The following is a 25,520-nucleotide window of genomic DNA, read 5'->3' as shown; positions in this document are numbered from 1 at the left end:
TGGCGCATCGCCCTAGCGGCTCACTCGGCCTCACCCGGCCACCTCCCGCCTGCCCCGACGCGATGCCGCTTCCGACCTCTCGCGATATTTCCCCCTTCATCGACAGCGCCGGCCAGCGCCCCTTGCGCGCGCACTGGCTGGCCGAGCTGATCCGGCTGCGCGAAACGCACTGGGGGCCGCTTGAAGACGCGCAAGCGGTGCGCCAGGTACGCCAGCTCGATGCCGACCTGCCGTCGCGCATCCTTGCCCGCGCCGCGCTGCTGGCGCAACGCGAAAACCTCAATCCCCTCGTCGACGCCTGGCGCCGCAGCGCCACGGTCATGCTGGCCGTGCTGTTCGTGCTGGCGCTGGTTTCCGGCGCGGCCGCCGCGGCGGGTGCGTTGGGCGATGGCACGCGGCCCGTCAACGTGCTGTGGGCCGTGGGCGCCCTGCTGGGGCTGCATGCGCTGACCTTCCTGTTGTGGCTGGCAAGCTTTCTGCTGCGGCCCGCGGCCGTGACGGGCTTTGGGCGGCTGTGGCTCTGGGCCACGCGCAAGCTGGCGCGCGGGCCCGATGGCGCGCTGGTGCCGCAGGCCTTCCTGAATCTGCTGTCGCGCGCAGGCGCCTTGCGCGGTCTGTTCGGCAGCATCAGCCATCTGCTGTGGCTGACCGCGCTGTGCGCCGCACTCGCAACGCTGCTGGCGGTGCTGTCCACCGCCAGCTACCGCTTCATCTGGGCCACCACGCTGCTCGCGCCGGACACCTTCGTGTGGCTGACGCAGGCCATCGGCTGGCTGCCCGCGCATCTGGGCTTTCCCATGCCCGACGCCGCGACGATCCGCGCCAGCGACGGCACGCAGGTCCTGCCGGCCAGCGCGCAGGCGCAATGGTCGCTCTGGCTGATCGGCGTGCTGGTGGTCTATGGCATCGTGCCGCGTCTGATCGCGGGCGCGCTGTGCATCGCCGCCACGCTGCGCGCGCTGCGCCGCGTGCGCATCGATCCCGCGCTGGCGGGCTTCTCGCCCCTGCGCGACCGGCTTGAACCGCCCGCGCTGTCCACCGGCATCGACCGCCCCGTGGACCCCCTGCACGAACCGCGCGTGCGTGCCCCCGCGCTGGACGGCCTGGGCGGGCAGCCCGTGCTGCTGGCGCTGGAGCTGCCGGCCGATCTGACATGGCCGCCCGCGGATCTGCCCGACACCATCCGCCAGGCCGGCAACCTGGATACGCGCGAAGAACGCAACCGCGTGCTCGATGCGCTGGCCCAGTCGGCGGCCTCGCGCTTGCTGATCGCCTGCGACGCGCGCCAGACGCCCGACCGGGGCACGCTGTCGCTGGTGGCGGACCTTTCGGCCCACGCGGGACAGACGCGGGTCTGGCTGATCACGCCGCGCGCAGGCGACGGCACTCCTACCGAACCCCGCGCCGAAACCCGCGCCGGCCTCTGGCGCGATCGCCTGCTGGCGCTAGGCCTGACCGCTGACGCCATCCTGCAGGCGCCCGTCGCGCCGCTCACCTGGCTGGAGTCCGGTCATGGCTGACCTGGTCATCAAGATCGCGCTCGTCGGCCACACCAACACCGGCAAGACCTCGCTGCTGCGCACGCTGACCCGCGACACCACGTTCGGCGAAGTCGCCGACCGCCCCGGCACCACGCGCCACGTCGAAGGCGCGCGCCTGCGCCTGGACGGTCGGCCCGTGCTGGAATGGTTCGACACGCCCGGCATGGAAGACAGCATCGCCTTGCTGGAATACCTGGAACGCCTGGACCGCCCCGGCGAAAGACTGGACGGCCCGGCGCGCATCCGCCGCTTTCTGGACACCCCCGAAGCGCATGGCCGCTACGAACAAGAGGCGCGCGTCCTGACCAAGATGCTCGACTGCGATGCCGCGCTCTACGTCATCGACGCCCGCGATCCGGTCCTGGGCAAGCATCGCGATGAACTCGCCATCCTGGCCGCTTGCGGCCGGCCGCTGCTGCCGGTGCTCAACTTCGTCAACGCACCCGCACACCGCGCCGACGCCTGGCGTGACGCCATGGCCCGGCTGGGCCTGCACGCGGTGGTCGAGTTCGACACCATCGCGCCACCCCTCAATGGCGAGCAGCAACTGTATGCCAAGCTTGGCGTGCTGCTGGACCGCCATGCCGGGGTGCTGGCGCGCTTGTCCGACAGCCTTGCCGCGCAACGCCGCGAACGCCACGCTGCCGCCTACGAACTGGTCGCCGATCTGCTCATCGACGTGGCCGCGCTGCATGTATCCAGCGCGAGCGACGAGGCCGCGCTGGCCGCCGCGTCCAGCCAGCTGCGCGATCAGGTGCGCCAGCGCGAACAAACCTGCGTCAACGCGCTGCTCGCCCTTTACAACTTCCGCGCCACCGATTTCGCCGACGACGCCTTGCCCTTGCAGGGCGAACGCTGGGGCATGGATCTTTTTCATCCGCAAGCGCTCAAGGACATGGGCGTGCAGGTCGGCATGGGTGCGGCCGCAGGCGCCATGGCCGGCGCCGCCGTCGACCTGATGAGCGCGGGCCTCAGCCTGGGCACCGGCATGCTGATCGGCGCGGCCGCTGGCGGCTTGTGGCAAGGCGTCGAAAAGCTGGGCAAGCGCGTCGCGGGCAAGCTGCGCGGCTATCGCGAGATCAGCGTCGACGATGCGGTGCTGCGCTTGCTCGCATTGCGCCAGCGGCAGTTGATCGAGGCGCTGGAGCGCCGTGGTCACGCGGCCCGCGAACCGTTGCGCCTGGACCTGCCGGCCGATGACGCATGGCGCAAGGGCCCCTTGCCGGATGCGCTGAAGGAAGCGCGCAGCCGGCCCGAATGGTCGGCCCTGGGTAAACACTATGAAGACAGCGACCGCCGCAAGCGCATGCTTCTCGAATTGGCGAAAACCCTAGCCTCCGCGCCGCTCCCGGCCGAATGACCGGCGGCCCGCGCGCCCCGCAGAACGCACCATTCACGGCATCCGGCAAGCGCGTGATTACCCCAATCCAAAGCAATTGACGCTTAAACGAATGCGTCGATAAGATTCGATCTGCATCGACGCAGGTCCGTCCCCGTCATGCCAATCACAAGGGGTCGGTCTATCGGTTCCAGCAGCAACGCCATGCCCCGGATCCCTTTGGGGCCGGGGCCCTGTCACTTCTGTCGCGCGATCTGCGCACCACACGGAGCATGAGGGCTATGCGTACTTTTCCCCACTTCAAGCAGGCGGCGCTCGCCGCTGCCGTGGCCGCCTCGCTGGCCTTCAGCGCCGGCGCGGCCGCCAAAACGCTGCACTGGTCGTATCAGGGCGACGCCACGTCGATGGATCCGATGGCGTTGAACGAGACCTTCACGCTGGGCTTTCAAGGCAACATCTACGAAACGCTGGCCGGCTACGACGGCAACCTGAAACTCACGCCGCTGCTCGCCGAAAGCTGGGAGAACCCCGAGCCCACCAAATGGGTCTTCAAGCTGCGTCGCGACGTGAAGTTCCATGACGGCTCGCCGTTCACCGCCGACGACGTGATCTTCTCGTGGAAGCGCAGCCTGACGCCGGGCTCGGACATGAAGGGCTACGGCGCCAAGGCCAGCGACATCAAGAAGGTGGACGACTACACCATCGAAGTCACCACGCCCACGCCCAACCCCATCCTGCCGCGCGAATGGGTGTTCCTGTACATCATGAGCAAGAACTGGGCGGAAAAGAACAAGACCACCGAGGCCACCAACGTCAAGGGCGACAACCAGGGCAACTACGCCAATCTGCACGCCAACGGCACCGGCCCGTTCATGCTGACCGAACGCCAGCCCGACGTGAAGACGGTGCTCAAGCGCTACGGCGGCTACTGGAACAAGAACATCAAGACCAACATCGACGAGGTCATCTTCCAGCCGATCACGCAGGAAGCCACGCGCGTGGCCGCGCTGATCTCGGGTGAGATGGACGTCGTGCAGCCCGTCCCGGTGCAGGACTGGAAGCGCCTGGAAGACGCCAAGGGCGTCAAGCCACTGACCGCGCCCGAAGCCCGCGCCATCTTCATCGGCATGGACCAGGACCGCGACGAGCTGCTGTTCTCCGACGTGAAGGGCAAGAACCCGTTCAAGGACGTGCGCGTGCGCGAGGCCGTCGTGCTGGCCGTGGACACCAAGGCCATCAACGAGAAGATCATGCGCGGCGCGGCCAAGCCGCTGGGCTCGCTGATCGCCACGTCGATCAACGGCTATGACGAATCCTTTGGCGCGCCGTACAAGCCCGATCCTGAACGCGCCAAGAAGCTGTTGGCAGAAGCCGGCTACCCCAAGGGCTTCACCGTGACGATGGACTGCCCGAACGATCGCTACGTCAACGACGAAAAGGTCTGCCAGGCCGTGGCCGGCATGCTGGCGCGCGTGGGCATCAAGATCAACCTGCTGGCGCAGACCAAGTCCAAGTACTTCGGCAAGATCCTGCTGCAGGCCGGCAACCAGACCAGCATGTACATGCTGGGTTGGACGCCCAGCTCCACCGACGCGCACAACACGCTGCTCAACCTGACCTCGTGCCGCGACGCCAAGACGGCCGCGGGCCAGTTCAACCTGGGCGGCTACTGCAACAAGAAGGTGGACGAACTGACCAACAAGATCGGCGTTGAAACCGATCAGGCCAAGCGCAACGCGATGATCAAGGAAGCCTTCGGCATCGTGCGCAGCGACTTCGGCTACCTGCCCCTGCACCAGCAGCCCATGTCGTGGGGCGTGAAGGAAAACGTCACCGTCACCCAGCGCGCCGACGACGTGCTGGACCTGCGCGACGTCGTGCTGCCGTAAGCGGCGCGTGATGCAACCCCGGGCGGCGCACGCCGCCCGGACGCGCCCGGCCCAGCCCCCAATTCCGCGCGGCGCGCGGAACGCGGCCCGGCGCCGTCCGAACCAGAGGGCTTCCTGACATGCTTTCCTTTATTGCGCAGCGGCTGTTTCAGTCGGTGCTCGTGATGTTGACGGTGGCGCTGATTGCGTTCTCCATGTTCCGCTACGTGGGCGACCCGGTCGCCAGCATGGTCGGGCAGGACACGACGCCCGAACAGCGCGCCCAGTTGCGCGAACAGCTCGGCCTGGATGATCCCTTCGTCGTTCAGTACGCGCATTTCGTCATCAATGCGGTGCAGGGCGACTTCGGCATGTCGTACCGGCATCGCCGTCCAGTCAGCGACCTGCTCGAAGAGCGCATGCCGGCCACGCTGGAACTGTCGTTTGTGTCCGCCGTCATGGCGCTGGCGCTCGGCATCCCCATGGGCATCTACACCGCGCTCAAGCGTCACGGCGTGCTGTCCAAGGCGTTCATGGCGATTTCGCTGGCGGGCATCTCGCTGCCCACGTTCCTCATCGGCATCCTGCTCATCCTGTTTTTCGGCGTGCAGCTGCGATGGCTGCCCAGTTTCGGGCGCGGCGACGTCGTCAGCCTGGGATGGTGGACAACGGGCTTTCTCACCAAATCCGGATGGCTGGCGCTCATCATGCCCGCCATCACGCTGGCGCTCTTTCAGATGACTCTCATCATGCGCCTGGTGCGTGCCGAGATGCTGGAAGTGCTGCGTGCCGACTTCATCAAGTTTGCACGGGCGCGCGGACTGCCGGAACGGCTGATCAATTTCCGCCATGCGTTGAAGAACACGATGGTGCCCGTCATCACCATCACCGGGCTACAGCTCGGCTCCATCATCGCCTTCGCCATCATCACCGAGACGGTGTTCCAGTGGCCGGGCATGGGTCTCCTGTTCATTCAAGCCATCAGCATGGTGGACATCCCCGTCATGGCCGCGTATCTCGTTCTGATCGCCTTCATGTTTGTGGTGATCAACCTGGTGGTCGACCTGCTGTATTTCGCCGTGGACCCGCGTCTACGCGTGCAGAGCAAATAAAGGAAAAGGAATGGCCCCCACGCCGCGCCTCCGGCTTGCTGCCCCCCAAGGGGGTGCTTTTTTACCTTGGGACGGCCTGGCGGTAAAAAAGGAACTCGCATGATTGCTCGCATCGCTCCCTTCTTCACACGCGCCGCCGACAGCGACCTGTGGCACAGCTTCAAGCGTTCGCCCGGCGCCATCATCGCCGCGATCGTCACGCTGGTCATCGTGCTGGGCGCGCTGTTCGCGCCGGTCGTCGCGCCGCACAATCCGTTCGATCTCGCTTCCTTGAGCATCATGGACGCCAACACGCCGCCGGCCTGGGAAGAGGGCGGCAGTCCAGATTTCCTTTTGGGCACGGACGACCAGGGGCGCGACATCCTGTCGGCCGTGATGTATGGCTCGCGCGTATCGCTGCTGGTCGGCTTTGCGTCCGTGCTGTTCTCGATGGTGCTGGGCGTGACGCTCGGGCTCATCAGCGGCTACGCGGGCGGGCGCATCGACAGCTTCATCATGCGTATCGCCGACGTGCAGCTCTCGTTTCCGGCGATCCTGGTCGCGCTGCTGATCGACGGCGTGGCGCGCGGATTGTTGCCGCGCGACATGCACGATCAGCTCGCGCTCTACGTGCTGATCTTCGCCATCGGCATTTCCGGCTGGGTGCAATACGCGCGTACGGTGCGTGGCTCGACGCTGGTCGAACGCAACAAGGAATACGTGCAGGCGGCCAAGCTGATCGGCATCGGCCCCATCACCATCCTGCGCCGCCACATCCTGCCCAACGTCATGGGGCCGGTGCTGGTCATCGCCACCATCCACCTGGCGGTCGCCATCATCACCGAGGCCACGCTGTCGTTTCTGGGCGTGGGCGTGCCGCCCACCGCGCCGTCGCTCGGCACGCTGATCCGCATCGGCAACAGCTATCTGTTCTCAGGCATGTGGTGGATATCGATCTTCCCAGGCATCGCGCTGGTGGCGCTGGTGCTGTCGGTCAACCTGCTGGGCGACTGGCTGCGCGACGCGCTCAACCCCAAGCTGCGCTGAGGACGTCATGGCCCTGCTGAACATTGAAGACATCCGCATCGAATTTCCCAGCCGCCGCGGCACACTCGTGGCCGTGGACGGCGTTTCCTTGTCTCTGGAAAAAGGCGAGATTCTGGGCGTGGTGGGCGAATCCGGCGCCGGCAAATCCACCATCGGCAACGCCGTCATCGGCCTGTTGGAAGCGCCCGGACGGCTCGCCGGCGGATCGGTGCTGCTCAACGGCGAACGCATCGACACGCTGACGCCGGCGCAAAAGCGCAAGGTGCGCGGCCGCCGCATCGGCATGATCTTCCAGGATCCGCTGACGTCGCTAGACCCGCTACAGACCGTCGAAAGTCAGCTGGTGGAAACGATGCTGGTGCATCTGGATCTGACGCACGACGCGGCAAAAAAGCGCGCCGTGCAGCTGCTGGCGCAGGTCGGCATCGACCAGCCCGAGCTGCGCGTCCAGCAATATCCCCACCAGTTCTCGGGCGGCATGCGGCAGCGCGTCGTGATCGCGCTGGCGCTGTGCTGCGAACCCGAGGTCATCATCGCCGACGAGCCCACCACCGCGCTGGACGTGTCGATCCAGGCGCAGATCCTGGACCTGCTTAGAAAGCTGTGCCGCGAAGAGCAGGTGGGCATGATCATCATCACGCACGACATGGGCGTGATTGCGGACGTGACGGACCGCGTCGCAGTGCTGTATCGCGGCAAGCTGGTAGAGCAAGGCCCCACCGCCAAGATCCTGGGCGATCCCGACCACGCCTACACGCGCAGCCTGATCTCGGCCGTGCCGCGTCCGGACATCAAGCTCAAGCGTTTTCCGCTGGTGACTTACATCGAATCCGTGCGCACGCCCGCGCAGCCGCTGGACCTGGCCACGCACTGGCTGGGGCAGCGCCGCGACTTCGGCAAGCGCACGGACGGTCCGCTGGTCCAGGCGCGCGACCTGTCCATGCGGTTCGTGCTCAAGAGCGCGTTCTTCAAGCGCAACCAGCGCACGCTGGACGCGGTCAAGCGCGTGAATCTGTCCATCGGCGAAGGCGAGGTCTTTGGGCTGGTCGGTGAATCCGGCTCGGGCAAGTCGACCGTGGCGCGGCTGATATCAGGGCTGTACACGCCCAGCGAAGGCTCCGTCACGTTCGGCGGCACCGACCTCACGGCGCTCAAAGGCGAGAAGGAACTCAATCCGTTCCGCCGGCAGATCCAGATGATCTTCCAGGACCCGTTTTCGTCGCTGAATCCGCGCATGCGCGTGCTGGACATCGTGGCCGAACCCATCCGCTTCCACAAACTGGCCACGAGCGAAGCCGAGACGCGCCGCATCGTGGCCGACCTGCTGGACGTGGTGGGCCTCGCCGACCGCGCCGCCGAGCGCTTTCCGCACGAGTTTTCCGGCGGCCAACGCCAGCGCATCTGCATCGCGCGGGCGCTGGCCACGCGGCCGCGCTTCCTGATCTGCGACGAGCCCACGTCGGCGCTGGACGTGTCCATCCAGGCGCAGATCCTGAACCTGCTCAAGGACCTGCAGGAAGAGCTTGGCCTGACCATGCTCTTCATCAGCCACGACCTGCCGGTGATCCGCCAGATGTGCGACCGCGTGGGCGTGATGCGCCACGGCGAGCTGCTGGAAGTCGCCGACACCGAAACCCTGTTCGAACACCCGCAGCATCCCTACAGCCAACATCTGCTCGGCCTGATGCCTCGCCTGCAATCCATGTCCCGCGAAGGGCTGGACGTGGTGGGCTGAAACCGCGCGCCAACGGAGACCACTGACATGAGCGAGTCACGGCAAACCCTCTTCATCGGCGGCAAGGTATTCGACGGCGAGGGGCGAACGTTGCCCAACCACGGCGTGCTGGTCGAGGGCGCACGCGTGGCCCGCGTGGCGCCTGCGGACGAATTCTCGGGTTATGCGGGCGCACGGGTCGACACCACCGGCATGACGCTCATGCCCAGCCTGGCGGATTGCCACGTGCATCTGGTCTACACGGGCGGCGCGGATCCCAACGCGCAACTGAGCAAGCAAGGCCCGGCGCAGATCACGCTGACGGCGCTGGAAAACGCACAGTCCAGCCTGCGCGGCGGCGTCACGGCGCTGCGCGACTGCGGCGGCAAGGACTATCTGGAGTTCGGCGTGCGCGACGCCATCGCGCGCGGCGTGTTTCCCGGCCCCACCATCAAGGCCTCGGGCCGCATCATCTGCATGACGGGCGGCCACGGCAACCGCATCGGCCGCGTGGCCGACGGTTGCGAGGAAGTGGTCAAGGCCGTGCGCGAACAGGTTCACGCCGGCTGCGACCTGGTCAAGATCATGGCCACGGGCGGCGTCATGACCCCGGGCGTCAGCCCCATGGATGCGCACTACAGCTTTGATGAAATGAAGGCGGGCGTGCACGAGGCCAAGCGCTTTCGCAAAAGCACCGCCAGCCACGCGCAGGGCACGCAGGGCATCCTGAACGCGGTGCGCGCCGGCATCGATTCGATCGAGCACGGCATCTTCATGGACGACGACTGCCTGCGCGAAATGCTGGAAGCCGAGACGTATCTGGTGCCGACCATCGCCGCCGTGCGCAACATCATCGCCAACGCCGACAACGGCATACCCGCCTACGCGGTAGAGAAGGCCCGCGCGGTGGAACAGCGCCATCGCGAGTCGTTCCAGATGTACTACAAGGCCGGCGGCCGAATCGCGCTGGGCACCGACGCAGGCACGCCGTTCAACCTGCACGGCGAGAACGCCATGGAACTGGCGTACATGGTGGAGTTCGGCATGACGCCGGTGGACGCGCTGATCGCCGGCACGTCACGCGGCCATGACCTGATGGGCATGACCGACCACGGCGTGATTGCAGCGGGCAAGGTGGCCGACCTGCTGCTGGTGCAGGGCGACCCGGCTGAAGACATCATGAAGGCCGCCGACAAGCGATTTCACGTGGCCGTGCTGCGCAACGGCGAACTTGCGGCGGGGGCCTTGCCGTTCTGAATGTCAGGGCGCCGGCGCGGCGCCCGGCGAATTGCGCATGAACATCTGGCTCAGGAAGATCTCGACGGGGATGCGCTTGCCGTTGATGCCGACTTGGCCCTCCTGGTAGTCCGCCTCGAACTGAATCACGCCGTCCTCGATACGGGCCCAGGTCGATGCGGCGACAAGGCCACGCAGCCCCGCGGCTTCCCGCTCGGCCGCAGACCGGGCTGCCTCACGCGTGGCGCCCTTCAGTTCCGCCCGCGCCGCAATCACATCGGCCATGTTTTCCGGCGACAGCTTCAGCCGCACGCTCAGGTTGCGCACGACCTCCTTGGCGATGGCGATGGGGTCGTGTTTCCAGAATGACGGTGAATCCAGGCCGATATCCAGGCTGAGCGACGACGTGCCACGAGCCGTGTCGACCTGCAGCGTCGACAGCGTGAAGCTGGGACGGGCCAGAAGGAACTTCAACATATGAGACGCGGCAAGCATCCCCTCGCCCGAAAGGGGATCGGCCTTTTTCGCGCTCAACGGCGTGCTTGTGGTGGCGTCCTGAAACGCCTTGAGCGCCGCCACGTCCATGTCCTTGCCGCCCGCCGCCAACCGCAGCTTGGCCACATGCAGACCGCGCACGCTGATGCTGCCGACATCGAGCGTCATCTTGCCGGCCATGCGCTCGCGTGTCCCTTCCGAACCCAGCGTCAGCGCAATGTTCTTCAGGCCCAGCGGCAACTTGTCCATATTGGACGTCCATTGCTTGACCGTCAGCGTCGAGCTGCTCGTGGAGGACTCCGCGGTGCCGGACAATTCATGCGACACCGCCAGATCATCGAGGGTCAGCGTGTTGGGATTGCCCCTGATCACTTCGGTCAGCGAGGCCTTGTTGACGGCAAGTGACATTGTGTCGTGCGAGCCGTCGCCGGCATGTTTGACCTGCATCTGCAAGCCCGAGAAGTCGAACGTGATCGGAGCGTCGGCATACTTCACCGGCGCCAGCGCCAGATCGCCCGAGAAGTCGCGGTCATACGCGATCAGGAAGTTCGCCGTCAGCGGCGCCGACCCACCCGCGGCCGCAAACCAGGCGGCTGCGTCGGGCGTCTCCGTCATGTGCAACCGGCCCGCCGCCATCACGGGCGCGACAGCGCCAGACGCAAGCCGAGAGGCAGGAAACGGACCGTGTTCGATGTGGCTCGTGAACGCGAATGTCTTCTCGGCCGGCTTGCGTCCAGACTGCACATTGAGCTTCACCCCGAACCGCGCATCGGAAGAAAACACGCCGCGTTCGAAAGATTGCAGTTCGAGCGTCACGGGCACGCCCAGCTTTGCACTCAGGCGCTGCGCCTCAGCATTCAACGCCTGCACGTCTTGCGCCAGCCGGGCTTCGATCTGCTTGCCGGTGTACCACGCGGTGCCGACCCACGCCGCCGCCACCACCGCCACCAACACGCCACCCGCCACGATCCGCTTGTTCATGATGCCTCTGTCCGTTTGAGATACGCCGAGATTGCCGCAAGGGCCGATCATAAAGAAAAACGGGCTGTCGCAAGGACAGCCCGTCGCAGGCGGCGCCGAGAAGATCGCGGCGTGCCAATCGTGATGCGGCAGCTTAGCGCATGCCGCCCAACACGCCGCCCATCGCCATCATCAGGAACTGCTGCAGCGGCATCTTCTTGCCGTTGAAGTCGACCTGGCCGTCGGCGTAGTTCAGGTAGGAGACGATGTTGTTGTTTTCGATCTTGCCCAGGCCCATTGCCGTGGCCATGGTGCCGACCATTTCAACCTGACCCTTGGCAGTCTGCACGGCTTGTTCGGCCGCCACACCGCGCATTTGCGGTTCGATGGCCATCAGGTCCGTCAGGTTGCCCTTGGACAGCACGAGCTTGGCATCCAGCTTCTTCAGGGCCTGCAACGCCATGTCGGAAGCGTCGCCTTCCAGCGCGGCCGGCTTGACCAGCGCCATGTTCAGGTTGAACGTCGACGTGCCATTGGCGGTGCGCACTTCCAGCGGCGACACGGCCAGCGTCGGGTTGCCGGCCAGCAGTTGCTCGAAGTTCGTCTTGAGCAAAGCCTTTTCTTCGTCCGTGAATTGCGGCGTCTGTTCTTCGCCCTTGCTTTGCAGCATGCGGCGCGAGCCGGCCTCATAGACGTCGTTCAGCGACTTCAGCGCCTTGGAGTCCAGATTCTGCGCGTCGATGACCAGCTTCATGCCGGCCATGTCCTTGGCCTGCACGTTGATCATGCCGAAGTCCACGGCCATCTTGGCGCCCATGGCCGAACCGTTCTCGGTCATGTCCACGGCGATCGACGTGTCCTTGAGCTGGACGGGCGGCTTTTCGCGGGACGTGATCGTCCAATCCTTGAACGTCACCTTCTGGCTGCCCACGTACATGTCGTTGGCGGCCGGCTTCAGGTCGCTGACCAGGGTGATGCCCTTGACCGCCATGGCGGTGATGTCGCTGTTGTCGGACGGGCCCGACAACTCAAGGCTGTCGACGGCCACGTCGAAGATGCCGCGCTTGGTGGAAGTGGCGTAATCAAAGTCGCCCTTCATGCCCGAGAACACCAACTTGGTGGTGTCCTTGGCGACTTCGACCGGGGCCAGGTTGAACTTGCCGCTGATGTCCTTGCCGTAGCTGACGCTGTAGTGGCCCGACAGCGGCACGGCGCCCTTGGCGGCGGCGAACCACTCCTTGACCGTGTCGGTCTCTTCCAGCGCGAAATCGCTGGCCACCATGGCCGGCAGGAACTTGCCCACCTTCAGGTTGGAGAACGGCAGGGGACCGTGGCTCAGGTGTTCAACGAAGACCACGTCGCGCTCCTGCGCGGGCTTGCCTTGCGCCGCAGGCGTGGTGAACTTGATGCGGTAGCGCGAGACGGACGAGAACACGCCGCGCTCGAACGACATCAGTTCGGCAACCCCGTTGATGCCCCACTTGTCGCCGGCCTTCTTGAGTTCGACGTTGGCGTCGACGATGGCCTGCTTGACGAATTCCTCGGCCTTTTGGCCCGTGTACCAGGCCGTGCCGGTCCAGACCGCGCCCAGCGCGACGACGATGCCAACTAATGCCGATTTCTTCATTGCATCCCTTTTATTTTGAATAGATGAAAGCCGACGGATTATAGGGAGGGCCGACTAGGGAAAACACTTATTTTGTTCGAATATAATACAAAATATTGCTGAATGATTCTATAGAGACCTTTCGAGCGCTTGCTGCGCCGCCACATCAGCTACAATTCGTTCCGTGCGCCAAGCCAATCTGCGCACGTCCGCTCGGCCCTTCGCCGCCAAGCTTCGCCCTGATGGGCGCTTCCCCTTTTCTCCTTATTCGACCGCCTGGATTGGAGTCTCTCAAATAGAGCGACAGGCTGCCGCTGGAGCTGTTTTGACTACCAATTCCCCTTTCGCCGACCTCGGGCTGGCTGATTCGCTGTTGCGCGCCATTGCCGACACCGGCTACACCGCGCCCACGCCCATTCAAGCCCAGGCCATTCCGCAAGTGCTGAAAGGCGGCGACCTGCTCGCTGCCGCTCAGACCGGCACCGGCAAGACCGCCGGCTTCACGCTGCCGATCCTGCACCTGTTGTCGCAGAAAAAGCCCGAGGCCCGCAAGCCCGGCCGCCCCCGTTGCCTGATCCTGACCCCGACGCGTGAACTGACCGCGCAGGTGGCCGAATCGGTGCAGACCTATGGCAAGTACTCCTCGCTGACGTCCATGGTGATGTTCGGCGGCGTCAATATCAACCCCCAGATCTCCGCGCTGCGCAAGCCGCTGGACATCCTGGTCGCCACCCCCGGCCGCCTGCTGGACCATTGCGGCCAGAAGACGGTGGACCTGTCGGGCGTCGAAATCCTGGTGCTGGACGAAGCCGACCGCATGCTGGACATGGGCTTCATCCGCGACATCCGCAAGATCCTCGCGCTGCTGCCCAAGCAACGCCAGAACCTGCTGTTCTCGGCCACGTTCTCCGACGAGATCCGCACGCTGGCGCGCGGCGTGCTGAACAATCCGGGCGAAGTCTCGGTCACCCCGCGCAACACCGCCACCGAGCTGGTCACGCAGACGGTTCACATCGTCGAGCAGCATCACAAGCGCGACCTGATCAGCCACATCATCCGTGAAAGCGGCTGGCATCAGGTGCTGGTCTTCACGCGCACCAAGCACGGCGCCAACCGCCTTGCCGAGAAGCTCGTCAAGGACGGCCTGACCGCCGCGGCCATCCACGGCAACAAGAGCCAATCGGCCCGCACGCGCGCGCTGGCCGGCTTCAAGGACAGCACCGTGACCGTCCTGGTCGCCACCGACATCGCCGCCCGTGGCCTGGACATCGACCAGTTGCCGCAGGTCGTGAACTTCGAGCTGCCCAACGTGCCGGAAGACTACGTCCACCGCATCGGCCGCACGGGCCGCGCGGGCGCCACGGGCGCCGCGGTCTCGCTGGTCGACAACAGCGAAATCAAGCTGCTCAAGGACATCGAGCGCCTCATCAAGAAGACGATCGAACGCAAGCCGGTGGAAGGCTGGACGCCTCCCGCCACCAGCGCAGCTGCGTTCGAACGCCAGGAACGCGACGAAGACTCGCGCAGCATGCGCGGCGGTCCCCGCAATGGCGGCCGCGGCGGCAACGGCGGCTCGGGCCGCTCCTCGCGTCCCGCCCAAGGCCAGCCGCGCGCAGCGGCAGGCGGCCGTGCCCCCGCACCGGCACGTGCCGGCGAAGGCCGTGGCAACGGCGGTTCGCGCGATGGCAAGCCCGCCGACCGTCCGGCTCACGCCGGCCGCAACGAGGGCCGTCCGCAGCAGAACCGCCGTCCCGAAGGGTCGTCGCGTCCGGCCGGCAATGCCGGTTCCGGGCGTCCGGCCGAGGGACGCTCCGGCCAGGGTCGTCCGGCCGGCGCGCCGCGCGCCGCGTTGCTGAGCAAGTAATATCTCCCGCAACCCCGACACTGCGATCCACGGACCCGCGCCATCATGCCCTTATCCACCTGGTTGACGTTCTTCCTGGCCTCCTGGGCCATTTCGTTCTCACCGGGCGCCGGCGCCATCTCGGCCATGTCGTCCGGCCTGAAATACGGCTTTGCGCGCGGCTACTGGAACACGGCAGGCCTGATCATGGGCATCCTGTTCCAGTTCGTCGTGGTCGCCGTGGGGTTGGGCGCTGTGCTGGCGACGTCGGAAATGGCGTTCAACGTGGTCAAGTACCTGGGTGTGGCCTACCTGATCTACCTGGGCGTGCGCCAGATCCGCACGGACGCCGCGCCGGTCGCGGTGGACGCCGGCGATCCACGTCAGGCGTCCATCCGGGACCTGGTCCTGCGCGGTTTCCTGATCAACACCATGAACCCCAAGGGCACCGTGTTCCTTCTGGCCGTGGTGCCGCAGTTCGTGGATCCGGCGCTGTCGCTGACGCCGCAGTACGCGGCATTGGCGGCCACGCTGGCGTTCACCGACCTGGTGGCGATGGGCGTGTACACGCTGCTGGCGGCGCGCGTATTGCGCCTCTTGCGCGACGCCAAGCACATCCGCTGGATGAACCGCACCTTCGGGTCGCTCTTCATCCTGGCCGGCGTGTTCCTGGCGACCTTCCGCCGCCACAACTGAATCAAAAAGCGTGGGGCACGGGCCGGCAACGGCGCGTGCCCCACATGTTTTCGTGCATGACACCGGACCGCACCGGCCTGAAAAGCGGCGTTAAGTAGAATCCTCCGATCATGAGCATTTCCAACGAAGTCGCACGGCGCCGTACGTTCGCCATCATTTCCCACCCTGACGCGGGCAAGACCACGCTGACGGAAAAGCTGCTGCTGTTCGCAGGCGCCATTCAGATCGCCGGCAGCGTGAAGGCGCGCAAGGCGTCGCGCCATGCCTCGTCCGACTGGATGGAAATCGAAAAGCAGCGCGGCATCTCGGTGGCGTCCTCGGTGATGCAGATGGAGTACCGCGACTGCGTCATCAACCTGCTCGACACCCCGGGCCACCAGGACTTCTCCGAAGACACGTACCGGGTGCTGACGGCGGTCGACGCCGCGCTGATGGTGATCGACGCGGCCAACGGCGTCGAGCCGCAGACCATCCGCCTCCTGCAGGTTTGCCGCGCGCGCAACACGCCCATCATCACGTTCATCAACAAGATGGACCGCGAAGTGCGCGAGCCCCTTGAACTCCTGTCCGAAATCGAAGGGCACCTGGGCATGGATGCCGTGCCGTTCTCGTGGCCGGTGGGCATGGGCAAGTCGTTCGGCGGCGTGTTCGACATCCGCCGCGACCGCATGCGCGTCTTCCGCCCGGGCCAGGAACGCCGTTCCGACAACGACGACTTCATCGAAGGCCTGACCAACCCCGAGATCGCCAAGCGCTTCGGCGGGGCATTCGACCAGGCCAGCGGCGAGATCGAGCTCATCAACGAAGCGGCGCCCGCGTTCGACCGCGACCAGTTCCTGGCCGGCAAGCAGACGCCCGTATTCTTCGGTTCGGCCATCAACAACTTCGGCGTCCAGGAAGTGCTGGACGCGCTGGTCGATCAGGCGCCGCCCCCGGGCGCGCGCATGGCCCTGCAACGCGAAGTGAAGCCCGAAGAACCCAAGTTCACCGGCGTGGTGTTCAAGGTGCAGGCCAACATGGACCCCGCCCACCGCGACCGCGTTGCATTCGTACGCGTGAGCTCCGGCCGTTTCGAGCGCGGCATGCGCCTGAAGGTGGCGCGCACCAACAAGGAAATGCGCCCCAACAACGTGGTGTCCTTCCTGTCGCAACGCCGGGAATTGCTGGACGAAGCCTATGCCGGCGACGTCATCGGCATCCCGAACCACGGCGTGCTGCAACTGGGCGACGTGCTGACCGAAGGCGAAACCCTGCAGTTCACCGGCCTGCCGTTCTTCGCGCCGGAACTGTTCCAGGCGGTCGAAGTGAAAGACCCCCTGCGCACGAAGCAATTGCGCACCGGCCTCACCCAATTGGGCGAGGAAGGGGCCATCCAGGTGTTCCGTCCCGAGGTCGCCGGCGGCTCGCTGCTGCTGGGCGCGGTCGGCCAGCTGCAGTTTGAAGTGGTCGCGCACCGCCTGAAGACGGAGTATGGCGTGGATGCCCGGATGCTGCCTTCGCGCTACACAATGGCACGTTGGATTACGTCTGAAAACCCCAAGGCGCTGCGCAAGTTCATGGATGCCAATGCCGCCCATATCGCCTATGATGTCGTCGATGCTGCGGCGTTTTTGATCGGTTCTCCCGCGCAGTTGCGCGTCGCCGAGGAACTGTATCCCGATGTGAAATTCCACGCCATGCGGGAGCACGGCGGCAAGGTTTTCGGAGACAAGGCGTAGACCCGTTCGGGTTCCGCACGGCAGATTGAGGGTAGCAATGTCTTGGCGTTTTTTATTCGCAACGCTCCTAATCGCGCTCGGCGCGTCGGCATGGGGCGGCATTCAACTGGGTGACTGGCTGGTGGCGCATGCGCCGGCGGCCGCGCCCGCTCCTGGGCAGGACGCAGCCGCGTCCCAGCAGCCCGTACTGGACGCCAATGGCCGTCCGTATGTGGCGCAGCCGCCGCAGCCGCGCATCGACGGCACGTTGGGCGTGCCCGACAAACCGTCCGATCGTGAATGGCAGGTCAATACGGTGTCGCTGTTCGACACCGTCAGCGATCCCGCCGTCCAGATCTCGCGTGAACGCATCAGCCCCGAACAGGCGCGCGAAATCGCCGCCTCGTCTCAGGTGCCGCTGCCGTCGGGCAATTCCGATGTCAGCACGATGGACCTGCTGGTGCCCGGCACCTCCACTGCCATCAACGGTGGCGTAGCCGCCGGCGGCAGCTACGGCACGCCGCAGATGGTGCAGGCGCCCCCGCCGCCCCCCAACACCGCGCCAGCGGCCGGCGCGCAGGGCTGGCAGGATGCGCTGCGGCGCGAACTGGCCCAATGCGCCACGCAAGGTTTCTTCGAGCGCCCCTCGTGTTCCTGGAATGCGCGCAACAAGTACTGCGCGCCTAACCGCGCCTGGGGCACGATGGCCGAATGCCCGGCCCGTCCGCAGTAAGACGTCTGTAATAAAGACGTAGCATCGCCGGCTGCACACGCAGAATCATGGCAAGAAAAATGGCGCCCCGCGGGGCGCCATTTCTTTTGCAGCCAACAGCCTTATTCAGGCACGGACATCTGGCTTTGCAGGTAGTTCTGGATGCCGACCTTGTCGATCAGGTCGATCTGCGTTTCCAGGTAGTCGATGTGCTCTTCGGTGTCGTCCAGGATGTCCTGGAACAGATCGCGCGACACGTAGTCCCGCACCGATTCGCAATAAGCAATGGCTTCCTTGACGGTCGCTTGAGCAGCCGTTTCGAGCTTCAGGTCACAGGCCAGCAGTTCGGGCACGTCTTCGCCGATCAGCAGCTTGTGCAGGTCCTGCAGGTTGGGCAGGCCGTCCAGCATGAAGATGCGGGCGATCAGACGATCGGCGTGCTTCATTTCGCCGATGGATTCTTCGTACTCGTGCTTGCCCAGCTTGTCGAAGCCCCAATGGTTCAGCATGCGGGCATGCAGGAAATATTGGTTGATGGCCGTCAGCTCGTTGGTCAGTTGCTTGTTGAGAAACTGGATGACGGTTTTATCGCCTTTCATGATGGACTCCTTGCAGTCAGGCGCGACGCGAGCGCATCGCGACAAAGGAGCGCACGATGCCGCGCGTACGCAACCCATGCAGACTACCATTCGGCGCGGGGCCGCGACTACCCTTGCGCTGCATTTGGTAAACGGCTTTAGGAGCGCAACAAGAAAGCGACAAGCTAATGAGAATGAGTATGTGTGTCTGATGCCTTGCATGCTTGGCAACGCAACGGCGCGGGCTGCGGACGCGAGTCGCGCTGAATCGGCTTCGCGATTGCCACCATTTGTATTCCGCTGCGACCCTTGCGCCGCGCCGTTCTGCATGGCAAACGCATCCTGCCCGCTCGTTGCATATCAGCAACCGCATCAGTGCGTGTTGAGCATCCTCAACTCAAGCCGTGCGCCGCGTCGCAAGCCAGATGCCGAATGCAATGGGCACGATGCCCAACAGGTCCAGCCACGAAACGGGTTCGCTCAGCACCAGCCAGCCGAACAACAGGCCAAGCGGCGGCATCAGAAAATGCAGCGCGCTGGCCGACGTGGCGCTGGCGCGGCCCAGGATCATGAACCAAAGGTAATAGCCGCCCATCGACACCGCGACGATCATGTAGGCCATGCTCCAGATCAGGCTGGACGTCAGGCGCGCATCGCCGAGATTTTCGGTGGCCAGCGCGAATGGCAACAATGCCGCGGCGCCTGCCAGCGACTGGATGCCGGTCGAGGTCCAGAGACCGGAGGTGGGCTTGAGCATCTTGTAGAGCAGGGTGCCGGCCACCAGCGCCACCAGGCCGCCGGTCACGAGCAGCGTGCCATGCAGGTCCTCCTGCATGCCGGTCAGGCGCGATCGCAGCACCAGCGCGACGCCTGCCAATCCAAGGCATAACCCCAGCAGCTTGCGCCAGCTCAGCCGCTCGCCCAGCAGCGGGCCGGCCAGCACGCCGATGAGCAGCGGATTGGTGCTGATGAGCACGGCGGTGAACGCGGACGACACCGTGGTCATGCCCGACCAGCTCAAGCCCAGGTACAGCGCGTTGTTGAGCACGCCCAACAGCACCAGCGCGGCGAGGTCGCGGCCGGAAGGCAGCTTCCAGCGGCCGCTGGCCGCCGCCAGGCCCAGCATCAGCGCGCCCGCGATGAGGAATCGGATCGTCAGCAGCGTCAGCGGCGGACAGTCGCGCACCGCGATCTTGGCCGCGGCAAAGGCGGAACTCCACAGAAAGCAGAACGCGGCGATCGGCGCCAGGCTGATGCCGGGGCGGGCGGTCGCGGGCAAGGCAGAGGCAGGGGTTGAAAGCGCCTTCATGGATGGTCCGTCAACGTGGATCTGCAGCCGCATTCGCGGCGGGATGGGAGGCATTCTGCGCGCCAGGCCATCCATTGACAAACTCTTTATTCGGATCGAAAGTATTTGAAATTCAAATGGCTGAGTGCGTCGTCATGCTCGATCTCGATCTCTTGCACAGCTTTGTCTCGGTGGTTGACGCCGGCGGCTTCACCGCCGCCGGCGAACGCGTGCATCGAAGCCAGTCCACCGTCAGCCAGCAGATCCGCAAGCTTGAAGACACGCTGGAGTGCCCGCTGTTCTTGCGCGAAGGCCGGCAGGTCCAGCTAACCGAGGAAGGCGAGCGCCTTCTGGGCTATGCACGCCGGATGCTGGCGTTGTCCACCGAGGTCCGGGAGGCCGTCAGCGGCCGCAAGCGCGTGGACGTTATCCGCCTGGGCATCCCGGACGACTTTGCGGTCGACGCGCTGACTGCCGTCGTCGCCGCCTTCGCCCGGACGAGGCCAGCCGTGCAGCTGTCGGTACGTTGCGACCTGACGGCGGTCCTGACGCGCAGCCTGGAGCGTGGGGACCTAGATGTGGCCCTGCTCAAGCGCGAGCCGGGCGCGGGCACGGCGCTGGCCGCGTGGCCCGAACGGCTGCACTGGATCGGCAGCGCCTCGGTGGAGGCACCGCTGACGCCGGATGCACCCGTGCCGCTGGTGGCGTTTCCGCAGGGCTGCATCTACCGCAATCGCGCCATCCATGCGCTGGAGTCCGCCGGACGCCGTTGGCGTATTGCCTACGAAAGCCCGAACCTGTCGGGCGTGCAGGCCGCGCTCGCGGGCGGGCTGGGCATCGCGCTGCTGGAACGCCGCTGCATTGCAGACGGGCACCGGATCCTGGACGTTGGATTGCCCGCGGTGCCGCCGTCGGAACTGGCGCTATGCGTGGCCGGCAACGCGCGCGAGCCGGCACGTCAGTTGGCGATGGATATCAGGGAATTTTGCGAGAAGGAAATGACGCGGCTCGCCGCATGAAGGCAGCGAGCCGGAAGTGACACCAATGCTCAGGCGCTGGCGACCAGCGGAATCGGGAAGCTGCTGTTGGCAGCGGGCGAGGCCGATTCAACGAGGGCGGGAGCATTGACCGGAACTGCGATGGAGCGCACGTCGCACACGCTGGAGCAGCGGCCGCCCGGCAGATACTCGGCGGCGGTTGCCGCGCAGCAGCCGCAGCACGTGGCCACGCCCAGCTCGAACTGCAGGTCGGAAAGCGTCGTCGCGCCCGCGTCCACGCTGGCGCGGACTTGGCGTTCGGTGATGGCATTACATACGCAAATGTACATGCGAATGATTATCGAAAATTATTCAAGCCCTGGCAAGTCCCGTGCGCAAATAATTTTGCAACCGATATGTCACGCAAGCCGTTGAAAACAGGGACAAATTTGCCGAAGCATGTCCCTTATTTCAGCGTGCAGCGGCTTGCGCCTTGCGCAAAGCGGCCGGGGCAATCCGCAGCGCTTCGCGGTACTTTGCCACCGTCCGGCGGGCGATCACTATCCCCTGATCGGCCAGTTTTTGCATGATCTGGCTGTCCGACAACGGCTTGGCGCGGTTCTCGTCGGCCACCATCTGGCGGATGTAGGTCTGCACTGCCGTTGCCGACGTGGCGTCGCCGCCTTCGGTCGAAACACCCGAGCCGAAGAAGCGCTTGAGCTCCAGCGTACCAAACGGAGTGAGCATGTACTTCTGCGTTGTGGCGCGTGAAATGGTCGACTCGTGCAAACCCAGTTCACCGGCGATGTCTTTCAGGATGAGCGGTCGCATGGCCGCCGGGCCCTGGCTGAAGAATGCGGTCTGGCGTTCGACGATGGCCTGCGACACGCGCAGGATGGTGTCGAAACGCTGCTCCACGTTCCGGATCATCCATTTGGCCTGCTGCAACTGGGCCTGCAGCCCGGCGTGCGCGGACTCCTTCTGATTGCTGAGCATCTGCGCGTACAGGCCGTTCACTTGCAGCCGCGGCACAGCGGCACTGTTGAGCGTGGCCTGCCAGCCGCGCCGGGTCTTGCGCACGATGACGTCCGGCACGGCGTATTCGGCCGCCGGCACCGTCCATGCCCGCCCGGGCCGGGGCTCCAGACGCAGGATCAGCGAATGCGCCGCGCGAAACGTGGACTCATCGCAGCCGAGCGCTGCACACAGCCGCGCGGCGTTGCCGGTCGCGAGCAGGGGCAGGTGTTCGGCGCAGATCCGCCGCGCACAAGCCAGCACAACGGGGTCAGCGGCCTCGGGCAGGCGGGCGAGGTCGGGATTGCGCAACTGAAGGTGCAAGCAGTCGGCCATGTCGCGCGCGCCGATGCCAACGGGATCAAACGACTGCAGCAGCGACAACGCGGCCCGCAACTCGTCCATGTCGGGCTCCATCTCGGCAGGGAGCCAGCCCAGGATTTCATCCAACGGCGATCCGAGGTAGCCGTTTTCGTCCAGTTCGTCGATCAACAGGGACGCCAGCGCGACATCGCGCGGGGCCGCCCGGGTCAGGGCGAGCTGGCCCAGCAGGTGCTCGCGCAAGGTGTCCGGACGCGCCGCCTCGGGCAGGCTGGCGTCGTCATCGGGGTAGACGCCGCCCGAACCCGGCATTTCGTCGATGGGCGTCTCGCGCTCGGCCGCCGGCTCGTCGTCCTGCACGGAGGATTCGCGCTCGGACTCGGAACGCGACTCCGCCTCGGCCGACGACGGCTCGTCCTCCCGATCCAGCAGGGGATTCTCGGCCAGCACTTGCGAGATTTCCGCTTCAAGGTCGAGCGTCGACAACTGCAGCAACCGGATCGATTGCTGAAGTTGTGGGGTCAGCGTCAGGTGCTGGCCAGGCCGCAGTTCTAAAATTGGACGGGTCATAGGTACAATATTTTGCATGATGAATCTGACTTCGCCCGCAAGCGTTCGCCAGGACTGCCGATTGATCGGTCAGACCCTGCTCAAACTGGCGCTCCCCCGACTCGTTTTGCGCGCGATCGTTATCGCTGTCGCGATCGTTGTCTGGTATCTGGTTGCCTCCTGGATACTCGATTTCGGCAAGCGCATGAACTACGACTTCCTGCACACGCTGGGCCAGCCCACCCAGGACATGGCGCAGCGCATCAACCCCTATCTCTGGTGGGTGGTTGCCGGCATCTGGACCCTGATCGTCTTCTTCTCGGTGCGCGCCTGGTTCTACGCCAGCCTGGCCTCGGGCGCCGCGACGCCGGTCGGCACGGATACGCTAGCCGAACTGGCGCCAAATCTGTCCGAAGAATCGCTGGGCGTGCTGCGCTGGACCTGGGGCGACCGGCAGGAACCCTTCACCGTCGGTGACCTGCGCCGCTCGTTGTCCGAATTGCGCCACAACCGTATCGGCAAGATCGACATGGTGGCAGAGCAGGCCCGGATCCTGGAAGCGGGCGCCAACCGCCCCACCCGCGATCCGCGCGACGACGGCCGTCGTGACGACCGCCGCGCCGACACCCCGCGCGAACCGCGCTACGTCGAACCTCGCATCGGCCCGGCCCGCTAGGCCGTGCTCAGCACTGCTTCAAGGCCGCCGCAAGGCGGCCTTGCTGTTTCAAAAGGCCTGCCGGGCGGCAATCGGAAAAGGCCACAGCCTGATCCGTCCCTTGCTCTTTCCGTTTGCGCTTCCCGAAAAAGTGTGTTTGACTAGCACCCCATGGCCGCTTACCGCACCCCCCTCGCGATTGCCACCGGACGCTCCGCCGCTCCGGTCGCCGGCCTGCGCGCTCAAACCGCCTTCATCGCGCTATCGCTATTGCTACCGATCGGTTGCCGGGCCTAGTGTCCCCGTGGTAGCTCGGCAGCCACGTTTGCCACACGCGATTTCCCCTTTTTATCTCTGAATCCTGCCGGCCATCCCGGCAAACCCTGGCACAAGACCGTCATCCGGTTGCGATGCCGACGAGCGCAAGACGCGCCGGGATTCAAAAGAAACCGATCGAGGTGTAGTGATGATGCTTGCCAACCCCGCCACCAAATACGTCCCCTTCGCGCCCTTTACCCGCGATTTCTCTGAACGCACCTGGCCCAGCCGCCGCATCACGAAGGCGCCGATCTGGATGAGCACGGACCTGCGCGACGGCAACCAGGCGCTGATCGAGCCGATGAGCGTGGAACGCAAGGTCCGCTTCTTCGAACAGCTCGTGAAGATCGGCTTCAAGGAAATCGAAGTCGGTTTCCCGTCCGCGTCGCAGACCGACTTCGACTTTGTGCGCAAGCTCATCGACGAGAAGCGCATTCCCGATGACGTGACGATCATCGTGCTGACCCAGTCGCGCGAAGACCTGATCAGCCGCACCGTGGAAGCCGCCGCGGGCGCCAAGCAAGCCATCGTCCACATGTACAACGCTTGCGCACCGGCCTTCCGCAAGGTCGTGTTCAACATGTCCAAGGACGAGATCAAGAACATCGCCACCACCGGCACGCGCCTCATCAAGCAGTACACGTCGCAGCGTCCCGAAACCAAGTGGGGCTACGAATACTCGCCCGAAGTCTTCAGCACGACCGAACCCGAATTCGCGCTGGAAGTCTCGGACGCCGTTGCCGAGGTGTGGCAGCCCACGCCCGACAACAAGATGGTGCTGAACCTGCCCGCCACCATCGAGGCGACCACGCCCAATCTGTACGCCGACCAGATCGAGTGGATGCACAAGAATCTGGCCCGCCGCGACAGCATCGTGCTCAGCGTCCATCCGCACAATGATCGCGGCACCGCCGTGGCCGCCGCCGAGTTTGCGGTGATGGCCGGCGCCGACCGTATCGAAGGCTGCCTGTTTGGCAGCGGCGAGCGCACCGGCAACGTGGACCTCGTCACGCTGGCCCTGAACCTCTATACGCAAGGCGTGCACCCCGGCCTGGATTTCTCGGACATCGACGAAGTGCGCCGCTGCGCCGAGTACTGCAACCAGTTGCCGGTCCATCCGCGCCATCCGTACGCGGGCGACCTTGTATTTACCGCGTTCTCGGGCTCGCACCAGGATGCGATCAAGAAGGGTTTTGCGTTGCAGAAGGCGGACGCCGTCTGGGAAGTGCCGTACTTGCCGATCGACCCGGCCGACCTCGGCCGCAGCTACGACGCCGTGATCCGCGTGAACAGCCAATCGGGCAAGGGCGGCGTGTCGTACCTGCTCGAGCAGGAACACGGCCTGGTGTTGCCGCGCCGCCTGCAGATCGAGTTCAGCCGCGCCATTCAGCGCGTCACGGACGAGACCGGCCGCGAAGTCACCGCCGACGACGTGCACACGATCTTCAACCGCGAATACCTCGAGCAGAAGGCGCCGTGGAAGCTGATCCGTCATCGCATCGACGGCGATCCGTCGGCCGGCGAAGGCCAGCACTTCAGCATCGAAGCCGAACTTGAATACAACGGCGAACGCCGCATTGTGCGCGGCAAGGGCGACGGCGCAATTTCCGCGTTCGTGGCCGCGCTGGACGTGCCCGTGCGCATCATGGATTACCACGAGCACGCCATCGGCACCGGCACCGGCACGCGCGCCGCATCCTATGTCGAACTGCGCGTCGGCGAATCCGCCACGGGCTTTGGCGTGGGCATCGACCGCGACATCGTGACGGCCTCGTTCCAGGCCGTGCTGAGCGCCGTGAACCGCCACATCAATTCCGGCGCCGTCACCGCCGAACAGGAAGCCGCCGAAGCCGTGTGATCCACGACCAGGCCTCACGCCCCCGACAACGGGGCACAAAACGAAGCCCGCCTTATCCGGCGGGCTTTTTCATTGCGGGTGAATTGTCTTTGCGTGGCAAGGTGTCAGACACCCATG

Annotated in this window: 20 protein-coding genes; 14 read left to right on the top strand and 6 right to left on the bottom strand. The window is 65.3% G+C overall.

Annotated features, from left to right (window positions below; genetic code table 11):
• Positions 1-62 precede the first annotated feature (62 nt).
• From AC6LJW_RS00285 to AC6LJW_RS00255, 7 genes are all read left to right on the top strand, one after another.
• Complete coding sequence (locus AC6LJW_RS00285) at positions 63-1,520, top strand: DUF2868 domain-containing protein (RefSeq protein ID WP_498086152.1); 1,458 nt, start codon at positions 63-65, stop codon at positions 1,518-1,520.
• Positions 1,513-2,901 carry a GTPase/DUF3482 domain-containing protein gene (locus AC6LJW_RS00280; protein ID WP_498086151.1) on the top strand — a complete coding sequence of 463 codons (1,389 nt, stop codon included), beginning with the start codon at positions 1,513-1,515 and terminating at the stop codon, positions 2,899-2,901. The genes AC6LJW_RS00285 and AC6LJW_RS00280 overlap by 8 nt, the downstream gene beginning before the upstream one ends.
• A 260-nt stretch (positions 2,902-3,161) precedes the next feature.
• Complete coding sequence (locus AC6LJW_RS00275) at positions 3,162-4,769, top strand: ABC transporter substrate-binding protein (RefSeq protein WP_056565680.1); 1,608 nt, start codon at positions 3,162-3,164, stop codon at positions 4,767-4,769.
• 119 nt (positions 4,770-4,888) lie between these two features.
• Positions 4,889-5,860: an ABC transporter permease gene (locus AC6LJW_RS00270; protein ID WP_056565682.1), complete on the top strand. Its 972-nt coding sequence runs from the start codon at positions 4,889-4,891 to the stop codon at positions 5,858-5,860.
• A 99-nt stretch (positions 5,861-5,959) separates the two neighbouring features.
• Positions 5,960-6,886 carry an ABC transporter permease gene (locus tag AC6LJW_RS00265; RefSeq protein WP_498086150.1) on the top strand — a complete coding sequence of 309 codons (927 nt, stop codon included), beginning with the start codon at positions 5,960-5,962 and terminating at the stop codon, positions 6,884-6,886.
• A gap of 7 nt (positions 6,887-6,893) precedes the next feature.
• The gene (locus AC6LJW_RS00260) at positions 6,894-8,621 is read left to right on the top strand and encodes a dipeptide ABC transporter ATP-binding protein (RefSeq protein ID WP_427985308.1); all 1,728 of its coding nucleotides are present in this window, start codon (positions 6,894-6,896) and stop codon (positions 8,619-8,621) included.
• Positions 8,622-8,648: 27 nt separating this feature from the next.
• A complete protein-coding gene (locus tag AC6LJW_RS00255) occupies positions 8,649-9,857 on the top strand; it encodes a metal-dependent hydrolase family protein (RefSeq protein WP_498086149.1) in 1,209 nt (402 codons plus the stop codon).
• Positions 9,858-9,860: 3 nt separating this feature from the next.
• Here the strand turns inward: AC6LJW_RS00255 and AC6LJW_RS00250 are convergent, their stop codons facing one another.
• On the bottom strand, positions 9,861-11,312 hold the full coding sequence (locus AC6LJW_RS00250; RefSeq protein WP_498086148.1) for a YdgA family protein: 1,452 nt from the start codon (positions 11,310-11,312) through the stop codon (positions 9,861-9,863).
• A 133-nt stretch (positions 11,313-11,445) separates the two neighbouring features.
• Positions 11,446-12,918, bottom strand: a complete 1,473-nt coding sequence (locus AC6LJW_RS00245) for a YdgA family protein (RefSeq protein WP_498086147.1) — start codon at positions 12,916-12,918, stop codon at positions 11,446-11,448.
• A gap of 304 nt (positions 12,919-13,222) precedes the next feature.
• On the opposite strand from AC6LJW_RS00245, the gene AC6LJW_RS00240 reads away from it, so the two are divergent.
• The 4 genes from AC6LJW_RS00240 (at position 13,223) to AC6LJW_RS00225 (ending at position 17,866) form a co-directional block, all read left to right on the top strand.
• On the top strand, positions 13,223-14,761 hold the full coding sequence (locus AC6LJW_RS00240) for a DEAD/DEAH box helicase (RefSeq protein WP_498086146.1): 1,539 nt from the start codon (positions 13,223-13,225) through the stop codon (positions 14,759-14,761).
• A gap of 45 nt (positions 14,762-14,806) precedes the next feature.
• The gene (locus AC6LJW_RS00235; RefSeq protein WP_056565698.1) at positions 14,807-15,436 is read left to right on the top strand and encodes a LysE family translocator; all 630 of its coding nucleotides are present in this window, start codon (positions 14,807-14,809) and stop codon (positions 15,434-15,436) included.
• A gap of 110 nt (positions 15,437-15,546) precedes the next feature.
• On the top strand, positions 15,547-17,154 hold the full coding sequence (locus tag AC6LJW_RS00230; protein ID WP_056565700.1) for a peptide chain release factor 3: 1,608 nt from the start codon (positions 15,547-15,549) through the stop codon (positions 17,152-17,154).
• Between the two features lie 37 nt (positions 17,155-17,191).
• Complete coding sequence (locus AC6LJW_RS00225) at positions 17,192-17,866, top strand: hypothetical protein (RefSeq protein WP_056565702.1); 675 nt, start codon at positions 17,192-17,194, stop codon at positions 17,864-17,866.
• Positions 17,867-17,967: 101 nt separating this feature from the next.
• Here AC6LJW_RS00225 and bfr read toward each other — a convergent pair whose 3' ends face one another.
• Together bfr and AC6LJW_RS00215 are read right to left on the bottom strand one after the other, a co-directional pair.
• Complete coding sequence (gene bfr, locus AC6LJW_RS00220; protein WP_056327755.1) at positions 17,968-18,444, bottom strand: bacterioferritin; 477 nt, start codon at positions 18,442-18,444, stop codon at positions 17,968-17,970.
• Between the two features lie 376 nt (positions 18,445-18,820).
• Positions 18,821-19,732: a DMT family transporter gene (locus tag AC6LJW_RS00215; RefSeq protein ID WP_498086145.1), complete on the bottom strand. Its 912-nt coding sequence runs from the start codon at positions 19,730-19,732 to the stop codon at positions 18,821-18,823.
• Between the two features lie 134 nt (positions 19,733-19,866).
• Here AC6LJW_RS00215 and AC6LJW_RS00210 point away from each other — a divergent pair, with 134 nt between their 5' ends.
• Positions 19,867-20,730, top strand: coding sequence for a LysR substrate-binding domain-containing protein (locus AC6LJW_RS00210; protein WP_056566972.1), 864 nt, complete (start codon positions 19,867-19,869; stop codon positions 20,728-20,730).
• Positions 20,731-20,759: 29 nt separating this feature from the next.
• Here the strand turns inward: AC6LJW_RS00210 and AC6LJW_RS00205 are convergent, their stop codons facing one another.
• Positions 20,760-21,038: a (2Fe-2S)-binding protein gene (locus AC6LJW_RS00205; protein WP_056565706.1), complete on the bottom strand. Its 279-nt coding sequence runs from the start codon at positions 21,036-21,038 to the stop codon at positions 20,760-20,762.
• 121 nt (positions 21,039-21,159) lie between these two features.
• Complete coding sequence (rpoN, locus tag AC6LJW_RS00200; protein ID WP_498086143.1) at positions 21,160-22,593, bottom strand: RNA polymerase factor sigma-54; 1,434 nt, start codon at positions 22,591-22,593, stop codon at positions 21,160-21,162.
• Between the two features lie 16 nt (positions 22,594-22,609).
• Here rpoN and AC6LJW_RS00195 point away from each other — a divergent pair, with 16 nt between their 5' ends.
• Positions 22,610-23,248: a hypothetical protein gene (locus AC6LJW_RS00195; protein ID WP_056565711.1), complete on the top strand. Its 639-nt coding sequence runs from the start codon at positions 22,610-22,612 to the stop codon at positions 23,246-23,248.
• 445 nt (positions 23,249-23,693) lie between these two features.
• Positions 23,694-25,403, top strand: coding sequence for a 2-isopropylmalate synthase (gene leuA / locus AC6LJW_RS00190; RefSeq protein ID WP_056565713.1), 1,710 nt, complete (start codon positions 23,694-23,696; stop codon positions 25,401-25,403).
• Positions 25,404-25,520 lie beyond the last annotated feature (117 nt).

This window comes from Achromobacter sp. 1012554356, assembly GCF_059760815.1.
This window is presented reverse-complemented; position numbering and strand designations above follow the sequence as displayed.